The sequence below is a fragment of the Shouchella xiaoxiensis genome (assembly GCF_016907895.1).
Lineage (GTDB): Bacteria > Bacillota > Bacilli > Bacillales > Bacillaceae_D > Shouchella > Shouchella xiaoxiensis.
The window spans coordinates 18,080-32,794 of record NZ_JAFBCV010000002.1; the positions used below are offsets into that span (position 1 = coordinate 18,080).

A 14,715-nucleotide genomic window follows, 5' to 3' on the forward strand; every position below is an offset into this window, starting at 1 on the left:
AAATGGTTGTTGGAGATTTCGCACAAGAAGTAGATACGCTCGTAATTGGTTCTGGTCCAGGGGGATACGTTGCAGCAATTCGCGCGGCGCAACTAGGCCAAAAAGTAACGATTGTTGAAAAAAATAGTCTTGGTGGAGTATGTTTAAATGTTGGGTGTATTCCTTCTAAAGCACTTATTCAAGCAGGGCACCGTGCTCATTTAGCAAAAACATCTGATGATATTGGTATTATGGCTGAAAACGTTACGGTTGATTTTGACAAGGTTCAAGAATGGAAAGGATCTGTCGTTAAGAAATTAACTGGTGGTGTTGAAGGTCTACTAAAAGGAAATAAAGTGGAGATCATTCGCGGTGAAGCTTATTTCTCTGGTGAAGACTCTGTTAAAATTATGGATGAAAAGAGCTCTAGCACATACAAGTTTAAAAACTGCATTATTGCAACAGGATCTCGTCCAATTGAATTACCTAGCTTTAAGTACACGGATCGCGTAATCAATTCTACAGGAGCACTTGCTTTAAAAGAAGTACCTAAGAAAATGGTTGTTATTGGCGGAGGTTACATCGGAATCGAACTTACAGGTGCTTATGCTAATTTAGGCACAGAAGTAACGGTTCTTGAAGGTTCAAAGCAAATCTTGCCTGGTTTCGAAAAACAAATGGCGAAACTTGTTGAGAAAAAGCTTAAAAAGAATGGCGTAACGTTCCATACAGAAGCAATGGCTAAAGGCGTTGAAGAAACAGATAAAGGCGTTAAAGTCACTGCTGAAGTAAAAGGTGAAGAGCAAGTAATTGAAGCTGATTACGTGTTAGTTACTGTAGGACGTGCTCCAAATACCGATGAACTAGGTCTTGAAGGAATTGGTTTGGACATGACCGATCGTGGATTGATCAATGTTGATAACCAATGTCGTACAAGCGTTAAGAACATTTATGCAATTGGTGATATCGTTGCTGGTCCAGCGCTTGCTCACAAAGCTTCATATGAAGCAAAAGTGGCGGCTGAGGCAATTAGTGGAGAAGCATCGGTTGTTGATTACTTGGCTATTCCTGCTGTGTGTTTCTCAGAACCAGAACTTGCTACAGTGGGATATACTGATAAAGAAGCAAAAGACGCAGGATATGATGTGAAAGCATCTAAATTCCCGTTTGCAGCTAATGGTCGCGCATTATCTTTAAACGATTCTGATGGCTTTATGAAGCTCATCACTCGTAAAGAAGATGGTTTAGTGATTGGGGCTCAAATCGCTGGTCCTAACGCTTCTGATATGATTGCTGAAGTTGGACTTGCAATTGAAGCTGGCATGACGGCAGAGGATATCGCTCTAACGATTCATGCTCACCCTTCTCTTGGAGAAATCACAATGGAAGCAGCAGAAGTTGCGTTAGGCACACCAATTCACACAATGTAACAATTAAAAAAGCCGCTTAATGAAGCTCTTCATTAAGCGGCTTTTTAGTTACCAAAAAAAGCTTCTAATTGAGTTTGAAGAAAAGCTTGTTCTTGTTCTCCTGAAAAACGTATCAACTCTTCCTCTCCTTGATAAATTACCATAGTTGGAAACGTCTCAATCGAGTAATACTCGATTGCTTGACGATTCGTTGATTCTGAGATAATTAGTTCTGTTATTGTGTGACCATGTTTATTTTGTACAGCATAAAGGGCATCGTAGTAAGTTTTTTCGTTCTTTAATTCATTAGGGTCAGAGAAAAGTAAGGTGACAGATGTGTCTGCTTCCTCAGAATGAAGCTTAGGAGAGGATAATGCAGAGGAAAGGTATGTGCAACCATTGAGCCACAAACTTATGCAAAGAACAGAAGCAATCAAAAAAATGACCTTTTTTTGCACCATACACATCTCCTTAAGGAAAATTTAAGATTAATTAACAATCATGGTTTTAGTACCCTAATTGCAGGAGCCACAAACAAGTCTTTAATATAAAAAAACAAGGAAGTCAGCTGACTTCCTTGTTTTTTTATATTAATCGTTTTTGTTCTCGTTATTCTCGTCATTTTTTTGTTGCAGCTTACGACGTTCTTTTTTTAGTAACTGTTGTTCACGTCGTACTCTTTCTCGTTCATTTCGTAATGCTAGACGCTCTTGTCTTAAGCGTTCACGATTTACGCTTAAGATTGCTTTTTCACCTCGAAGTTCTTTAAATAAGGAGATGATCATCATAATAATGATGATAGCAAAAGGAAAGGCTCCAATAATGGATGCTGTTTGGAGAGCGTCTAACCCTTCTTCGCTTGTTACAAGTAAGACTCCAGCTGTACCGGCAATCAATATACCCCAAATTAACTTAACGGCACTTGGTGGGTTGAGCATTCCGCCGGTAGTTTGCATTCCTAATACTACTGTTGCAGAATCTGCTGACGTAATAAAGAATGAAGCAATCAACAAGACAGTGACTAGTGAGATAAAGAATGTTAACGGGAATTGCTCAAGTAAGGCAAACAAAGCCATTTCTGTGCCGCCTTCTTGCATCTGAGAGTACAATCCACCCGTTTCATTTTCAAAGAAAATACTTGAGCCACCAAAAACACTAAACCAAAATGCACCAAACAATGAAGGTAAGGCAATAACACCTAAAATAAACTCACGAATTGTACGTCCTCTGGAAACGCGAGCAATAAATGCTCCTACAAAAGGTGCCCAAGAAATCCACCAAGCCCAGTAGAATAGTGTCCAATCTTGAACCCAAGAGGAATCAGGGTTGTACACATCCATACTAAAGCTCATTCCAAAGAAATTTTGAGCATAACTACCTATTCCCTGTGTAAACACGCCCATTATGTAACTAGTAGGTCCGAGTAATAATACAAAAGCCATAAGAATAATAGCGAGTCGAACATTAAGGTTACTTAAGATTCGAATCCCCCTGTCAATTCCTGTTGTTGCAGAAATCGAGAATAAAATGGTGACAATTGCAATGACAACAATACGGAAGACATTATCATTTATCGCCTCTAGGGAAGGGAATAAATAAATAATACCTGCAGATATTTGAGCTGCGCCAAATCCTAGTGATGTTGCAGTTCCAAAGATAGTAGCAAAAACAACAAAAACATCAATTGCTTTTCCAATTGGTCCAGTTACTCGGTGGCCAATTAAAGGACGGAACGTGGAGCTAAACAATGCTGGTTCGTCTTTTCGATATTGAAAATAGGCAAGAGTTAATGCAACAACGGCGTAGATCGCCCATGGGTGAATGGCCCAATGAAAAATTGAATAACGAATTGCTTCTGCTGCAGCCTGTTGTGTTCCAGGTTCAGCGTTTGCTGGAGTAAAGTAGTGGGACAGAGGCTCGGCAGAACCCCAAAAAACAAGGCCTATTCCCATTCCAGCAGTAAAGAGAAAAGCAAACCAAGTTAAATAACTATACTCTGGTTTCTCATCTGGTTTACCTAATCGAATACTTCCGTAAGGACTAACAATTAAGTACACTGCTACCGCAACGTAAAATGTAGCAGAGAGCAGGTAGAACCAACCTAACTCTGTGGAAATAAACCCTTGAATGTTTTCCGTAATAGAAAGCATATTTTCTGGAAAGATGACTCCCCAAAGAATAAAAGCCATGGCGACGGCCACGGAAATGTAGAACACTGAAGTTGTATGCTTCATAGCGTTTCTCAACCTTTCAAATTAGACTATAGAAATAAAAAGAATAACATATCTTATGAATTAGTTCCAAACTAATTAGTAAAATAAGTTGCTGACCAACTTTAGATACCCACATTTTTTTAAGTTTAAACCTTTATTAGTATAAAGCAAGTAATAAAAACTATTCACGAACACGTTAACAAGCAAACTGTGTAAATTAAGTGAAGAGTATTGTCGAAAATAGGAAAAAAATGTTACGATCTATAAAGAATAAAAATGGGGTGTGTACATATGAAAAAATGGTTAGCGGTACCAGCAGTGTGTTTACTAACATTAGCCGCATGTGGCGGGGACGATACGACGGAAAGCAATAATCCAGCTGACTCAACTGACGATGAAGCAGGTATGGAAGATAATGCGAGCAATGAGGAAACGAACGAGTCCACAGATATGAGTGAAGACGACAATGAAAATGAGGCTGAAGAGAGTGTAGAGGAAGAAGCAGCTGAGATTGTCTATGAAATAAACCCAAATCTTTGGACCGTGCAGCCAATAGAGGGCTCAGGTGCAGATGATGAAGTTGTGTTATTGACAATTGATGATGCACCAGATAAATACGGCGTAGATATGGCCGCAACCTTAAAAGAAGTAGATGCACCCGCGATATTCTTTGTTAACGGACATTTCATTAATACAGAAGAAAAAGAGGAACAGTTACTGGAAATTTATGAAATGGGTTTTGAGATTGGAAATCATACAATGGGCCATCCTAATTTAAGTGAAATATCAGAGGAGCAACAGCGCGCTGAAATCGTTGATTTAAACGACAAGATCGAAGAAATTACTGGAGAGCGTCCACGCTTCTTCCGTGCACCTTTTGGAGTCAATACGGACTATGTTCGTGAAGTCGTAGCTGAAGAAGAAATGACGCTAATGAACTGGACGTACGGCTATGATTGGGACAGCAATTACATGACGAAAGAAGCCATCGCTGATATCATGGTGAACGCACCTGAGCTTGGTAAAGGTGGCAACCTTTTGATGCACGACCGTGAACATACATCTGCAGCACTAGAAGACATCGTGAATGGATTGCGAGACAAAGGGTATGATTTTGTTGATCCAGACCAATTAAAATAAAAAACAAACCTCTTTTGTTGTGTACATACACAAAAGAGGTTTTTTATTGAAAAAAAGGGCAGTTTTTTTTAATGTGACATGCTATTTTAGGTTGACGTTTTAATTAAGTCATACTATTATAGAGTATATCAAGACGTAAGCGATTACAAATTTGAAGGAGGATGCTGTATGGGAACGTTCGTGTGTCAAACTTGCAGCCAGACATTAGGACATTTTGAAGGAGAGAAAGTTAGTCGCCTTTATTCCGTATCGAATTGTACACACTGTCAGTCTCAAACCGCTAAACCACCCGTTCAACAAAAATAATCTGTCTAAATCATATACAAAAAGAACCTAACTCATGAGTTAGGTTCTTTTTTTAGCGAATTGCCTGTTGTTCCTTAATGACTTTTAAATAAGCAAGACTGTCATCTTCTGGGCCTTGCACGGGTAATCCAGCAGCAATGTTTTCTTTTACATAAGCAAGGTTGTCAGCCGTGATTAGTTCTCCAGGACTTAAAATAGGAATTCCTGGTGGGTAAACCATAATAAATTCTGCAATGATCCGACCGGCAGTTTCTTCAAATGGAATAAGTTCCGTCTGAGCGTAAAAAGCTTCTCGAGGTGAGATAGCTAAGGTCGGTATATTAGGAACATGGACTGGTAAAGCAGAACTCCATGGTTCGTCTTTTCGATAAAGATTAGCCATTTCTGTTAATGCTTGAAGTAAGAGCGCAATCTTCTCTTCTGAATCACCCAGTGTAACAATGCAAAGAATGTTATACAGGTCCGAAAGCTCTACTTCAATTGAGTAGGTTTCTCTTAACCAAACTTCTGCTTCATACCCTGAGATGGTTAATCCTTTTAAAGAAATAAACAATTTGGTTGGGTCGTGGTCAAATGTCGCCGAAGAATCCAAGCGCTCTCGACCAATACATGTCAATCCGTTTATGTCGTCGTTAATGGCCGTTCTAGCCCAATTTGCTAGTTCGATGACGTGTTCAAGTTGCTTTTGCCCCTTGGTGGCAAGATGCTTTCTTGCGACATCAAGTGAAGCTAATAAGATATAAGAAGTCGATGTTGTTGTCAGCATACTCATTACAGCGGTTGTATGTTCAATCGAAACAAGACCTGCACGAACGTTTAAGACAGAACTTTGTGTAAGAGAACCGCCAAGCTTATGCACACTTGTTGCTGCCATATCGGCTCCTGCAGCCATCGCACTTACTGGCAGTCGATCGGAAAAATGAATATGCACGCCATGAGCTTCGTCAACAAGAACAGGAATACCTGCTTGATGAGAAAGATCTACAATCGCTTTTAAATCGCATGTGTACCCAAAATAGGTTGGATTTATAACCAAAACGGCTTTTGCATCAGGATGAGTTTCAATCGCTTTTTTTATTGACAATGTTGCGACACCATGTGCAATTCCGTGATTATGATCAACTTCTGGATGAACGAAGATAGGCAATGCTCCAGAAAATATAATCGCGGACATAATTGATTTATGAACATTACGTGGCACAATAATTTTGTCCCCAGGGTTGCATACGCTCATAATCATTGTCATAATTGCTCCGCTTGTACCTTGTACAGAAAAAAAGGTATAATCAGCACCAAATGCTTCGGCCGCTAATTGTTGGGACTCGTGAATCATTCCGTGCGGATGATGAAGATCATCCAGTGGAGCAATGTTAATTAAGTCTATAGAGAGCGCGTTGTCCCCAATGAATTCGCGGAAATCTTCGTCCATTCCCATTCCTTTTTTATGACCAGGTATGTGAAAAGGCACTGGGTTTTGGGCGACGTATTTCTTTAACCCTGTAAACAAAGGGGTGTGTTCTTGATTGTGTCCCATTAAAGGTCACCTCACTTTTTAAAAATGCGGGAGCTGCTTTTAAGCAAACAAGAAGAGTATAGCAAAACCGACAGCGTTTGCCTATATTTTTGTTGAAAGGATGGTTTGTTTGGATATACCAATTCGCTACGACTGGAGTCAAGAAGAGATTGTCATCGTCGCTGAGTTTTTTGATGTGATTGCAAGGGTTGTTGAACAAGGTGTGGATGCAAGCACTATAAGAACTCACTACAAAGAATTTAAAACGGTTGTTCCCTCAAAAGCAGAGGAAAAACAGTTGTTTAAAGAAGTGGATGACCAATTAGGTATCTCGTGCTTCAAAATAATCAAAATGGCCAATGAAAACGATGGAAAAATAAAAGGATAGAGGAAACGCCTCTATCCTTTTATTTTAATGATTGGTGAGCAAGCTTATACAGGGGAAGTAGCTTGTTTACTGTTTGTTTTACTTCTTTTATTAATAGAGCACCATCTTTTACAACAGCTGAATCTGGTGAAAAATGTTGACCAACGAGCCATTCTGCTTTTTTGACATCTCGAAACCGTTCAAGTGATGAAGATAGGTCTAATTCATCAAAACGTTCTGCTTTCTTTTTTGTATGATCTAACGACACCATATAGTGAGCCGGAATTGTTTCTTTTAGACTTTGTTGATGTTCGAGAAAATGTTTTGCAATGCTTTGCTTTCCTGGCAGTTCATAAATAAAAGCTAACCAAATAAACAAATGGTCATCAAACAATCCTACTTGAAAATGTGGGTGTTTTTTGTAACCACGCTTGTTAGCGGCAACAGCAAGCCAAGTATCAGCTGGTGGATTCGTTGTTCTTCTTGCATGCTGAGCGATATGTAAATACATCTCATTCCCTAGCTGTGCTTCTAAATCTTGACGAAGTTCTTCACCAATTACTTGAAACTTAGGCTGTATATTTGATCGAATTGCCTCCATTCGCGGTTCTAAGCCATCTATGGAAAATGTATCGAAATCAGCTTGTGAAAATCCAAATTGCTTCATTATGATCAAACTCCTTCCTTATTTAAGAATAGCTTCTAAAGAAAAAAAGATCAAACAATAGAAAAACAAACATTTAACTATCGACAAGAGATGGAGATATGTTATAATATCAGAAAATTAAAATATATGCTCGGTAGAGCGCACGAAAAGGGGAGTCGCAGATGAAACAAGTTCTTCCGTCTTATCATTCTTATCAACCAGAAAGTCGATTATCCGTCTTGCGCCTTGAAATTGATTATCAATTGATGTCCTTACACGATGCACTTTTGGCGGAAGACATAGAGGCAATTCAGTTTAGTAAAAAGTTATTAAATGATTATCGGTTGGAATGGCTTCATTTAACAAAACAATCCGTTTACTGAGGCGCGAGTAATATCGCGCTTTTTTTGATTTGATTTAGCTAAAGGACCAACCATTTTGCTATTGATTGGTTCTGTGAGATAATACGTTCGAGACTATCTTAAAGGAGGTTCTCATGGAGCCTAATTGGATTGAAATAGAAAAACAAGCAAAAACATGGTTAGTAGAAGCAGGAAATAAAATTAAAAAAGCGCTTGAGCAACCCTTTACAATTGATGCAAAATCAGGTCCGGATGATCTAGTAACGGATGTGGATAAATCAACGGAAGCTTATTTTTATCAGCAGATATCAAGTACATACCCGACTCATCATTTTTTAGGAGAAGAGGGAGTTGCAAAAGAATTAACATCGCTAAGCGGGACAGTCTGGATTATTGATCCAATTGACGGAACAATGAATTTTGTTCATCAACAGCAAAACTTTGCCATATCCATGGGTGTTTTTCAAGATGGTGTAGGTAAGCTAGGTTTCGTTTATGATGTAATAAAAAATGAATTATTCCATGCAGTTCAAGGAGAAGGGTTGTTTGTGAACGATAAAAAAGTGGAATCGGTAAAAGAACGTCCACTAGAAGAAGCAATTATTGGTTTAAACGCGAATTGGTTAGTTGAAAATCATCCATTACAAACCAATTTAATTGAGCTAGTACAATCATGTAGAGGAACTCGTTCGTACGGTTCAGCGGCGCTGGAAATGGCATATGTGGCAACTGATCGAATGGACGCATACATCAGTTTAAACTTATCACCATGGGATTACGCAGGTGGCGCAATTTTATTAAATGAAGTGAACTGTTTGGCAAGTCGTTTTGACGGATCGACACTTTCCTTGCTTGATAAGGGTACGATGGTCTGTTCAAAATCAAATCTCCATCAAACATTGGTAGATCGGCTTCAGAAAGGAGCGTCTGAATGAAAAGCGTGGGATTTGTCGGGCTTGGAACGATGGGATTACCTATGGTTAAACATTTAGTAGATGCGGGTTATCAAACTTATGTTGTAAGTCGAAGCCGTGGACCAATTAAAGCGGCAATCGCATATGGTGCCGTAGAAGCACAGACCTCGAGGGATTTAATGAAACAAACAGATGTTGTCATGACATGCCTACCTTTGCCTGAGACAATTTATGACGTTTATGACGGTGAAGAGGGTTTACTTGCAGGGTTAGCTCCTGGAAAAATCATCATTGATCATTCAACCGTTGATCGTTCTACAAATGAATGGGCCTATAATCGGTGTAAAGATAAAGGAGCTAGCTTTATAGATGCACCAATTAGCGGTGGTCCTATGGGAGCAGAAGCAGGAACATTAACGATAATGTGTGGCGGAGACGAAGATGCCTTTGAGCGTGTCTCTCCATTGTTAGAATCATACGGATCCTATATTGTTCGAGTTGGCGATTGCGGAAGCGGAACAACCGTAAAACTGCTAAATAATATGTTAATAGGAGTGCATCAATCAGCACTTGCAGAATGTTATGTGATGGCGGAAAAAGCGGGGGTTGACCCGGCGCTTGCTTATGATGTGATTAAGAGAAGTGCCGGCTTTTCTAAGAGCATGGACTGGGCCGTTGACGCAATCCTGGATCGTAAATTTGAAGCGCGTTTTTCCATCAATCTATTAAACAAAGATATTAACTTAGCGCTTGATCTTGCGAAAGAACTTGAGATGCCACTTGATGTTGTTCAATTAGGTGCAAAAAAAGTAGCCGAAGCTAAGGAACAATTTGGTGAACTAGATGTTAGTGCCATTATTCGACCACTTGAGGAAAAAACAAATACAATTGTTGCAAGACGTGAAAAGGCGAGCCGCTAGCGGCTCGCCTTTTTAAAGGTTAGTTATGACTATTGGCGTTTTTTTTTCTAAGGCTAAATCCTAGTCCCATTGAAAGAACAATACCGACGATTGATACAGTCGCAATGATTATGCTTCTCTCAGCAACAGCTACACCGATTCCCATAATACAAAGGACAGTAATAATGGAAAGCGTTAGGAATACCACATTTTCTTTATTCAATGCTTGACTGACCTCCTCTGCTCACTATTCAATAGTGTACCCTGTATCATGAAAAAGAAAAAGACTAGACTGTGACAAAACGGGAAACATTTTTAAAAAGAGACTCTATTTGTGAATCAATTTGAAATAAAATAGGAACTTGATAAAGTTTGTGCTATACTTAGACAGTTGAACACCTTTATCTGGATATATGAGAAGGAGAGAGAAGAATGACTTTACGCGAAGATATTCGTAACATCGCGATCATTGCACACGTTGACCATGGAAAAACGACACTTGTCGATGAACTTTTAAAGCAATCAGGAACCTTTCAGCAACACGAAACGGTTCAAGAAAGAGCGATGGATTCAAACGCACTTGAAAAAGAGCGGGGCATTACGATTTTAGCAAAAAACACAGCAATTAATTACCATGACATTCGTATTAACATCATGGATACACCAGGACATGCGGATTTTGGTGGCGAAGTTGAACGTATTATGAAGATGGTTGATGGCGTGTTGCTTGTTGTAGACGCTTATGAAGGCTGTATGCCACAAACACGCTTTGTATTGAAAAAAGCCCTAGAACAAAAGTTAACTCCAATTGTTGTCGTAAATAAAATTGATCGTCCTGCTGCACGTGCTTCAGAAGTAGTTGATGAAGTGATCGATCTATTTATTGACCTTGGTGCGGATGAGGATCAATTAGATTTCCCAGTTGTTTATGCCTCTGCTATTAACGGAACGGCATCTATGACACCTGAAAAACAAGATGAAAACATGAATGTATTGTTTGATACAGTAGTTGAGAGCATTCCTGCTCCTGTTGATAACAGCAATGACCCATTACAATTCCAAATTACATTACTTGATTATAATGACTATGTTGGTCGAATCGGGATTGGCCGAGTATTCCGCGGAACAATTAAAGTTGGTCAACAAGTTGCTCTTATGAAATTAGATGGATCTGTTAAGAATTTCCGAGTGACTAAATTATTTGGTTTCCTTGGCTTAAAGCGTATCGAAATTAACGAAGCAAGAGCAGGCGAACTAATTGCAGTATCTGGAATGGAAGAAATCAATGTCGGAGAAACCGTTTGTCCAATTGAACATCAAGACGCACTTCCTGCATTACGTATTGATGAGCCGACGTTGCAAATGACATTCCTCGTAAACAATTCACCTTTTGCAGGTCGTGAAGGGAAATTTGTTACGAGCCGTAAGCTAGAAGAGCGTCTAAAGTCTGAACTTGAAACGGATGTAAGTCTACGAGTTGAAGACACTGAATCTCCAGATGTTTGGGTTGTTTCAGGTCGTGGAGAGCTTCACCTTTCGATTTTAATTGAGAACATGCGTCGTGAAGGTTTTGAACTTCAAGTATCTAAACCTGAAGTAATCATTCGCGACATTGACGGCGTTCGTTCTGAACCGGTTGAACGTGTGCAGATAGACGTGCCTGAAGAGTACCAAGGTGCTGTTATGCAATCTCTTGGTGAGCGTAAAGGTGAAATGATTAATATGACCAATACAGGAAGCGGACAAGTACGTCTTGATTTCCTAGTACCAGCTCGTGGGTTGATTGGTTATACAACCGAATTTTTGACACAAACTCGTGGGTACGGAATTATTAACCATTCATTTGACTCGTATCAGCCGATGTTTGCTGGTCATGTTGGTGGACGTCGTCAAGGTGTACTTGTTTCGATGGAAACTGGTAAAGCGACTCAATATGGTATCATGGGTGTTGAGGACAGAGGAACAATCTTCCTTGATTCAGGTACAGAAATCTATGAAGGTATGATTGTTGGGGAACATACCCGCGAAAATGATTTAACTGTTAATATTACTAAAATGAAGCAACAAACAAACGTCCGTTCAGCTACGAAAGATCAAACAGTAACAATGAAACGTCCGCGTATCCTAACGCTTGAAGAAGCATTGGAATATTTGAATGACGATGAATACTGTGAGATGACACCTGAATCGATTCGTTTACGTAAAAAAATCCTTAACAAATCAGAACGTGAGCGTGAGGAAAAACGTAGAAAAGTCGCTTCAAGCAGCTAATTAAGGAAGTAAGGGAGAGAGTGTAATGGACCAATCTCAGGCAACAGTTCCACTTGAGAGCATGCCTTGGCTTCTGCAAGCAACAAATGAAAACCCTTGGATTGGGCTTATTGCGTTTGTTGTAACAACTCTTCTTGCGGTGCTTGTGTTTAATTTAGGTTTTGCTCAAAAGCTACCCATTTTAAAAACAATTATTGTTTACGTCATGCTTGTCATTGGAAGTTTTGGATTATGGTTTCTCGAATTTATTTTCGGAGCTCCAATTATGGCGGTATTGTTTATTTCCGCAATCGTTCTTGGAATTTACCGATTCCGTTTGCACTTGCATCGTAAACAGAATGCATCAAATTAAAAAGAAGAGAGCGTTGGCTTATGGCCAATCGCTCTCTTCTTTTTTTGTATGTGGTGTAGTAAATTGACCTGTTGCTTTGCGCTCATCCGTACGACTAGAAATGCGGTCGCGGCAAGTGTCGCACATATACGTGTGTATTGGGCGGTTTCTTAATCGTTTTGCAAGTACACTAAAATCCTCAATCGTTTCAATTGAATCACATATGACGCATTTTACTCTCATAATAAAAGTCGGACTCCAAAAAGTCCGCACCTCCTTGCGGTAAAGTAGAAGAACCACTCTTCTAGTGTAAACAATGTCAGGCAAAAAAGAAACTATCCCTTTTCTTTAGAAACTTTCGTCTAACTTCTTTTCTCGTTTCATACGATAAAGAAAAGGATGGCTTGCCTAATCGGTCAAGATATTCCTGAACGCACTTTTCGGGAGGCGTTTTTTTGAGTAAAGCAAACTATATTTATGTCCTCGATACAAATGTATTGCTACAAGACCCGTATGCGGTATATCAATTTCAACCCCATGAAGTAGTTATACCAGCTGTCGTGTTAGAAGAGGTAGATTCAAAAAAGAAAAACATGGATGAGATTGGTCGGAATGCTCGCATGATTGCCAAGATGGTTGATCACTTGAGAGAGGGAGGTAAGCTTCATAAAGGCGTAATTTTGGAGCAGGGTGGCTTATTTCGCATCGAGCTTAATCATCGTTCGTACCAACATCTAAAACATGTTTTTGCAGAGATGACAAATGACAATCGAATCATTGCTGTTGCTCTAAATTTACAAATGGAAGAAAATGAAAAGCAAAATGGTAAACAAGTAGTGCTAGTCAGTAAAGATGCCCTTGTGCGAGTAAAGGCAGATGCGTTCGATTTAAGAACAGAGGATTTCTTAAATGATCGCGTGATTGAGACGGATAAAGGGTATGATGGCTATGTAGAACAGTTTGTTGATTCTGCTATTATCAATCGATTCTATAAAGATGGGCAAGTGGCAGTATCGGATTTGAAAGGGTCTTTTTATCCGAACGAATTTGTTATTTTAAAGGACGTCATGCGTACATCCAGTTCTGCGATTGGAAAAGTAGACTTGCTGGGACAAAATATAAAACCGTTAATAGGCGAACATGAACATGTTTGGGGAATCAAGCCCAGAAATGCACAGCAAAAAATGGCTTTAGAATTACTCCTACGAAATGATTTACCATTAGTCACGCTTGTCGGAAAGGCTGGGACTGGAAAAACGCTGCTTTCGCTTGCTGCGGGTTTGTTGCAAACAGAAGATCTTCATCTTTACAAAAAATTAGTCGTTGCTCGACCTGTCGTTCCCTTAGGAAAAGATATTGGCTATCTGCCAGGAGAAAAAGAAGAGAAGCTACGTCCTTGGATGCAGCCAATCTATGACAATTTAGAATTTCTGTTTGATACAAAAAAACCGGGCGAACTTGATCGCATCTTGGCTGGAATGAGTTCAATTCAAGTTGAAGCTCTGACTTATATTCGTGGGAGAAGTATTCCAGATCAATATATCATTATTGATGAAGCGCAAAATTTAACAAAACATGAGGTGAAAACAATATTAACGAGGGTTGGTGAACGAAGTAAAGTCGTCCTTATGGGCGACCCGCAACAAATTGATCATCCTTATTTAGATGAGTATACAAACGGGTTAACCTATGCCGTGGAAACATTTAAAAACGAGGCGCTGAGCGGCCATATTAAACTTGTAAAAGGTGAGCGCTCAGCGCTTGCGCAGCTAGCTGCTGATTTACTTTAAAGAAAATGAAGCTGTTTTACATTCTTAATGGGTTGATGTTGTTCACCATCCACAATATAAAGGTGAATGGGACCGTCATTCCGTAACGGTTGACCGTCTTTAGAGAATGCCGCAATGAAATAGTTCCCTTTTTCAATCGGGAAAGCGTGTGCCGTTTCGTCTGTGGTTTCAACTTGAATCGTTGAAGCGTTTTCGAAAGGACTAGCGTTTTTAATGAATGATTTAAGCGGCATGCCAAATGATCCATTTATTAATTCTTGGCGATTAAACTTGATTTTATTTGAGTCACGATTTGGGTTAGGTGGCTCAGATCCTTCAAGCATTTCTCGATCAAACTGCTCCGATATCTTCTTAGTGTACTCTGTTAAATCATTATCCTCTTCAAGTTTAGAACCAGATTCAAAAAATGCGTTTAAATCAATTTTTCGCTCATCAAAGATCCAGACTGTCGGATCAATTGTTAATGGTTTTTTCACGTTACCAGAAATAAAAAAGACAAACTCTTGCATCAAATCCCTCCAAGTTAGAACACTAGTGAAAGTATAATCTCTTAGCTTCGTTTTGTCACGGGGGGA

17 protein-coding genes are annotated in these 14,715 nt (G+C 39.5%); 10 read left to right on the forward strand and 7 right to left on the reverse strand.

Features of this window, described 5'->3' with window-relative positions; all coding sequences use genetic code 11:
• The first annotated feature begins 2 nt into the window (after positions 1-2).
• Positions 3-1,409, forward strand: coding sequence for a dihydrolipoyl dehydrogenase (gene lpdA / locus JOC54_RS03470; RefSeq protein ID WP_204464501.1), 1,407 nt, complete (start codon positions 3-5; stop codon positions 1,407-1,409).
• 44 nt (positions 1,410-1,453) lie between these two features.
• Here lpdA and JOC54_RS03475 read toward each other — a convergent pair whose 3' ends face one another.
• Positions 1,454-1,849 carry a hypothetical protein gene (locus JOC54_RS03475; protein WP_204464502.1) on the reverse strand — a complete coding sequence of 132 codons (396 nt, stop codon included), beginning with the start codon at positions 1,847-1,849 and terminating at the stop codon, positions 1,454-1,456.
• Positions 1,850-1,978: 129 nt separating this feature from the next.
• On the reverse strand, positions 1,979-3,622 hold the full coding sequence (locus JOC54_RS03480; RefSeq protein WP_204464503.1) for a BCCT family transporter: 1,644 nt from the start codon (positions 3,620-3,622) through the stop codon (positions 1,979-1,981).
• Between the two features lie 270 nt (positions 3,623-3,892).
• Between JOC54_RS03480 and JOC54_RS03485 the strand changes: the two genes are divergently transcribed.
• The gene (locus JOC54_RS03485) at positions 3,893-4,741 is read left to right on the forward strand and encodes a polysaccharide deacetylase family protein (RefSeq protein WP_204464504.1); all 849 of its coding nucleotides are present in this window, start codon (positions 3,893-3,895) and stop codon (positions 4,739-4,741) included.
• 168 nt (positions 4,742-4,909) lie between these two features.
• Entirely contained in the window at positions 4,910-5,047 is a 138-nt protein-coding gene (locus JOC54_RS03490) for a GapA-binding peptide SR1P (protein ID WP_081760857.1), read from the forward strand.
• Between the two features lie 52 nt (positions 5,048-5,099).
• On the opposite strand, the gene JOC54_RS03495 is transcribed toward JOC54_RS03490, so the two are convergent.
• A complete protein-coding gene (locus tag JOC54_RS03495) occupies positions 5,100-6,581 on the reverse strand; it encodes an aminotransferase class I/II-fold pyridoxal phosphate-dependent enzyme (protein ID WP_035421098.1) in 1,482 nt (493 codons plus the stop codon).
• A gap of 109 nt (positions 6,582-6,690) precedes the next feature.
• On the opposite strand from JOC54_RS03495, the gene JOC54_RS03500 reads away from it, so the two are divergent.
• Complete coding sequence (locus JOC54_RS03500) at positions 6,691-6,948, forward strand: UPF0223 family protein (protein WP_437183507.1); 258 nt, start codon at positions 6,691-6,693, stop codon at positions 6,946-6,948.
• Positions 6,949-6,967: 19 nt separating this feature from the next.
• On the opposite strand, the gene JOC54_RS03505 is transcribed toward JOC54_RS03500, so the two are convergent.
• Positions 6,968-7,594 (reverse strand): YktB family protein, encoded by a 627-nt coding sequence (locus tag JOC54_RS03505; RefSeq protein WP_204464506.1) that lies wholly within the window; start codon positions 7,592-7,594, stop codon positions 6,968-6,970.
• A 161-nt stretch (positions 7,595-7,755) separates the two neighbouring features.
• Between JOC54_RS03505 and JOC54_RS03510 the strand changes: the two genes are divergently transcribed.
• From JOC54_RS03510 to JOC54_RS03520, 3 genes are all read left to right on the forward strand, one after another.
• Positions 7,756-7,956, forward strand: a complete 201-nt coding sequence (locus tag JOC54_RS03510) for a YkzI domain-containing protein (RefSeq protein ID WP_035421095.1) — start codon at positions 7,756-7,758, stop codon at positions 7,954-7,956.
• A 113-nt stretch (positions 7,957-8,069) separates the two neighbouring features.
• Entirely contained in the window at positions 8,070-8,870 is an 801-nt protein-coding gene (locus tag JOC54_RS03515; RefSeq protein WP_204464507.1) for an inositol monophosphatase family protein, read from the forward strand.
• Positions 8,867-9,769, forward strand: a complete 903-nt coding sequence (locus JOC54_RS03520; RefSeq protein WP_204464509.1) for an NAD(P)-dependent oxidoreductase — start codon at positions 8,867-8,869, stop codon at positions 9,767-9,769. The genes JOC54_RS03515 and JOC54_RS03520 overlap by 4 nt, the downstream gene beginning before the upstream one ends.
• 19 nt (positions 9,770-9,788) lie before the next feature.
• Here JOC54_RS03520 and JOC54_RS03525 read toward each other — a convergent pair whose 3' ends face one another.
• On the reverse strand, positions 9,789-9,971 hold the full coding sequence (locus JOC54_RS03525) for a DUF5325 family protein (RefSeq protein WP_035421093.1): 183 nt from the start codon (positions 9,969-9,971) through the stop codon (positions 9,789-9,791).
• A 209-nt stretch (positions 9,972-10,180) separates the two neighbouring features.
• Here JOC54_RS03525 and typA point away from each other — a divergent pair, with 209 nt between their 5' ends.
• Together typA and JOC54_RS03535 are read left to right on the forward strand one after the other, a co-directional pair.
• Positions 10,181-12,019, forward strand: a complete 1,839-nt coding sequence (gene typA / locus JOC54_RS03530) for a translational GTPase TypA (protein WP_035421092.1) — start codon at positions 10,181-10,183, stop codon at positions 12,017-12,019.
• A 25-nt stretch (positions 12,020-12,044) separates the two neighbouring features.
• Positions 12,045-12,371, forward strand: coding sequence for a YlaH-like family protein (locus JOC54_RS03535; RefSeq protein ID WP_035421091.1), 327 nt, complete (start codon positions 12,045-12,047; stop codon positions 12,369-12,371).
• Between the two features lie 18 nt (positions 12,372-12,389).
• Here the strand turns inward: JOC54_RS03535 and JOC54_RS03540 are convergent, their stop codons facing one another.
• Complete coding sequence (locus tag JOC54_RS03540) at positions 12,390-12,593, reverse strand: YlaI family protein (RefSeq protein ID WP_081765758.1); 204 nt, start codon at positions 12,591-12,593, stop codon at positions 12,390-12,392.
• Between the two features lie 212 nt (positions 12,594-12,805).
• Between JOC54_RS03540 and JOC54_RS03545 the strand changes: the two genes are divergently transcribed.
• Complete coding sequence (locus JOC54_RS03545) at positions 12,806-14,140, forward strand: PhoH family protein (RefSeq protein WP_035421090.1); 1,335 nt, start codon at positions 12,806-12,808, stop codon at positions 14,138-14,140.
• On the opposite strand, the gene JOC54_RS03550 is transcribed toward JOC54_RS03545, so the two are convergent.
• The gene (locus JOC54_RS03550) at positions 14,137-14,649 is read right to left on the reverse strand and encodes a peptidyl-prolyl cis-trans isomerase (RefSeq protein WP_204464510.1); all 513 of its coding nucleotides are present in this window, start codon (positions 14,647-14,649) and stop codon (positions 14,137-14,139) included. The two genes, JOC54_RS03545 and JOC54_RS03550, sit on opposite strands and share 4 nt — an antisense overlap.
• Between the last annotated feature and the right edge of the window lie 66 nt (positions 14,650-14,715).

What these genes read in the sequence shown, in the direction of transcription:
- JOC54_RS03515 (WP_204464507.1), top strand. Translation starts at nt 8,070, where the DNA reads ATGGAGCCTAATTGGATTGAAATAGAAAAACAAGCAAAAACATGGTTA.
- JOC54_RS03495 (WP_035421098.1), bottom strand. Translation starts at nt 6,581, where the DNA reads ATGGGACACAATCAAGAACACACCCCTTTGTTTACAGGGTTAAAGAAA.
- JOC54_RS03550 (WP_204464510.1), bottom strand. Translation starts at nt 14,649, where the DNA reads ATGCAAGAGTTTGTCTTTTTTATTTCTGGTAACGTGAAAAAACCATTA.
- JOC54_RS03520 (WP_204464509.1), top strand. Translation starts at nt 8,867, where the DNA reads ATGAAAAGCGTGGGATTTGTCGGGCTTGGAACGATGGGATTACCTATG.
- JOC54_RS03505 (WP_204464506.1), bottom strand. Translation starts at nt 7,594, where the DNA reads ATGAAGCAATTTGGATTTTCACAAGCTGATTTCGATACATTTTCCATA.
- JOC54_RS03485 (WP_204464504.1), top strand. Translation starts at nt 3,893, where the DNA reads ATGAAAAAATGGTTAGCGGTACCAGCAGTGTGTTTACTAACATTAGCC.
- JOC54_RS03540 (WP_081765758.1), bottom strand. Translation starts at nt 12,593, where the DNA reads ATGAGAGTAAAATGCGTCATATGTGATTCAATTGAAACGATTGAGGAT.
- JOC54_RS03535 (WP_035421091.1), top strand. Translation starts at nt 12,045, where the DNA reads ATGGACCAATCTCAGGCAACAGTTCCACTTGAGAGCATGCCTTGGCTT.
- typA (WP_035421092.1), top strand. Translation starts at nt 10,181, where the DNA reads ATGACTTTACGCGAAGATATTCGTAACATCGCGATCATTGCACACGTT.
- JOC54_RS03480 (WP_204464503.1), bottom strand. Translation starts at nt 3,622, where the DNA reads ATGAAGCATACAACTTCAGTGTTCTACATTTCCGTGGCCGTCGCCATG.
- JOC54_RS03475 (WP_204464502.1), bottom strand. Translation starts at nt 1,849, where the DNA reads ATGGTGCAAAAAAAGGTCATTTTTTTGATTGCTTCTGTTCTTTGCATA.
- JOC54_RS03490 (WP_081760857.1), top strand. Translation starts at nt 4,910, where the DNA reads ATGGGAACGTTCGTGTGTCAAACTTGCAGCCAGACATTAGGACATTTT.
- JOC54_RS03510 (WP_035421095.1), top strand. Translation starts at nt 7,756, where the DNA reads ATGAAACAAGTTCTTCCGTCTTATCATTCTTATCAACCAGAAAGTCGA.
- lpdA (WP_204464501.1), top strand. Translation starts at nt 3, where the DNA reads ATGGTTGTTGGAGATTTCGCACAAGAAGTAGATACGCTCGTAATTGGT.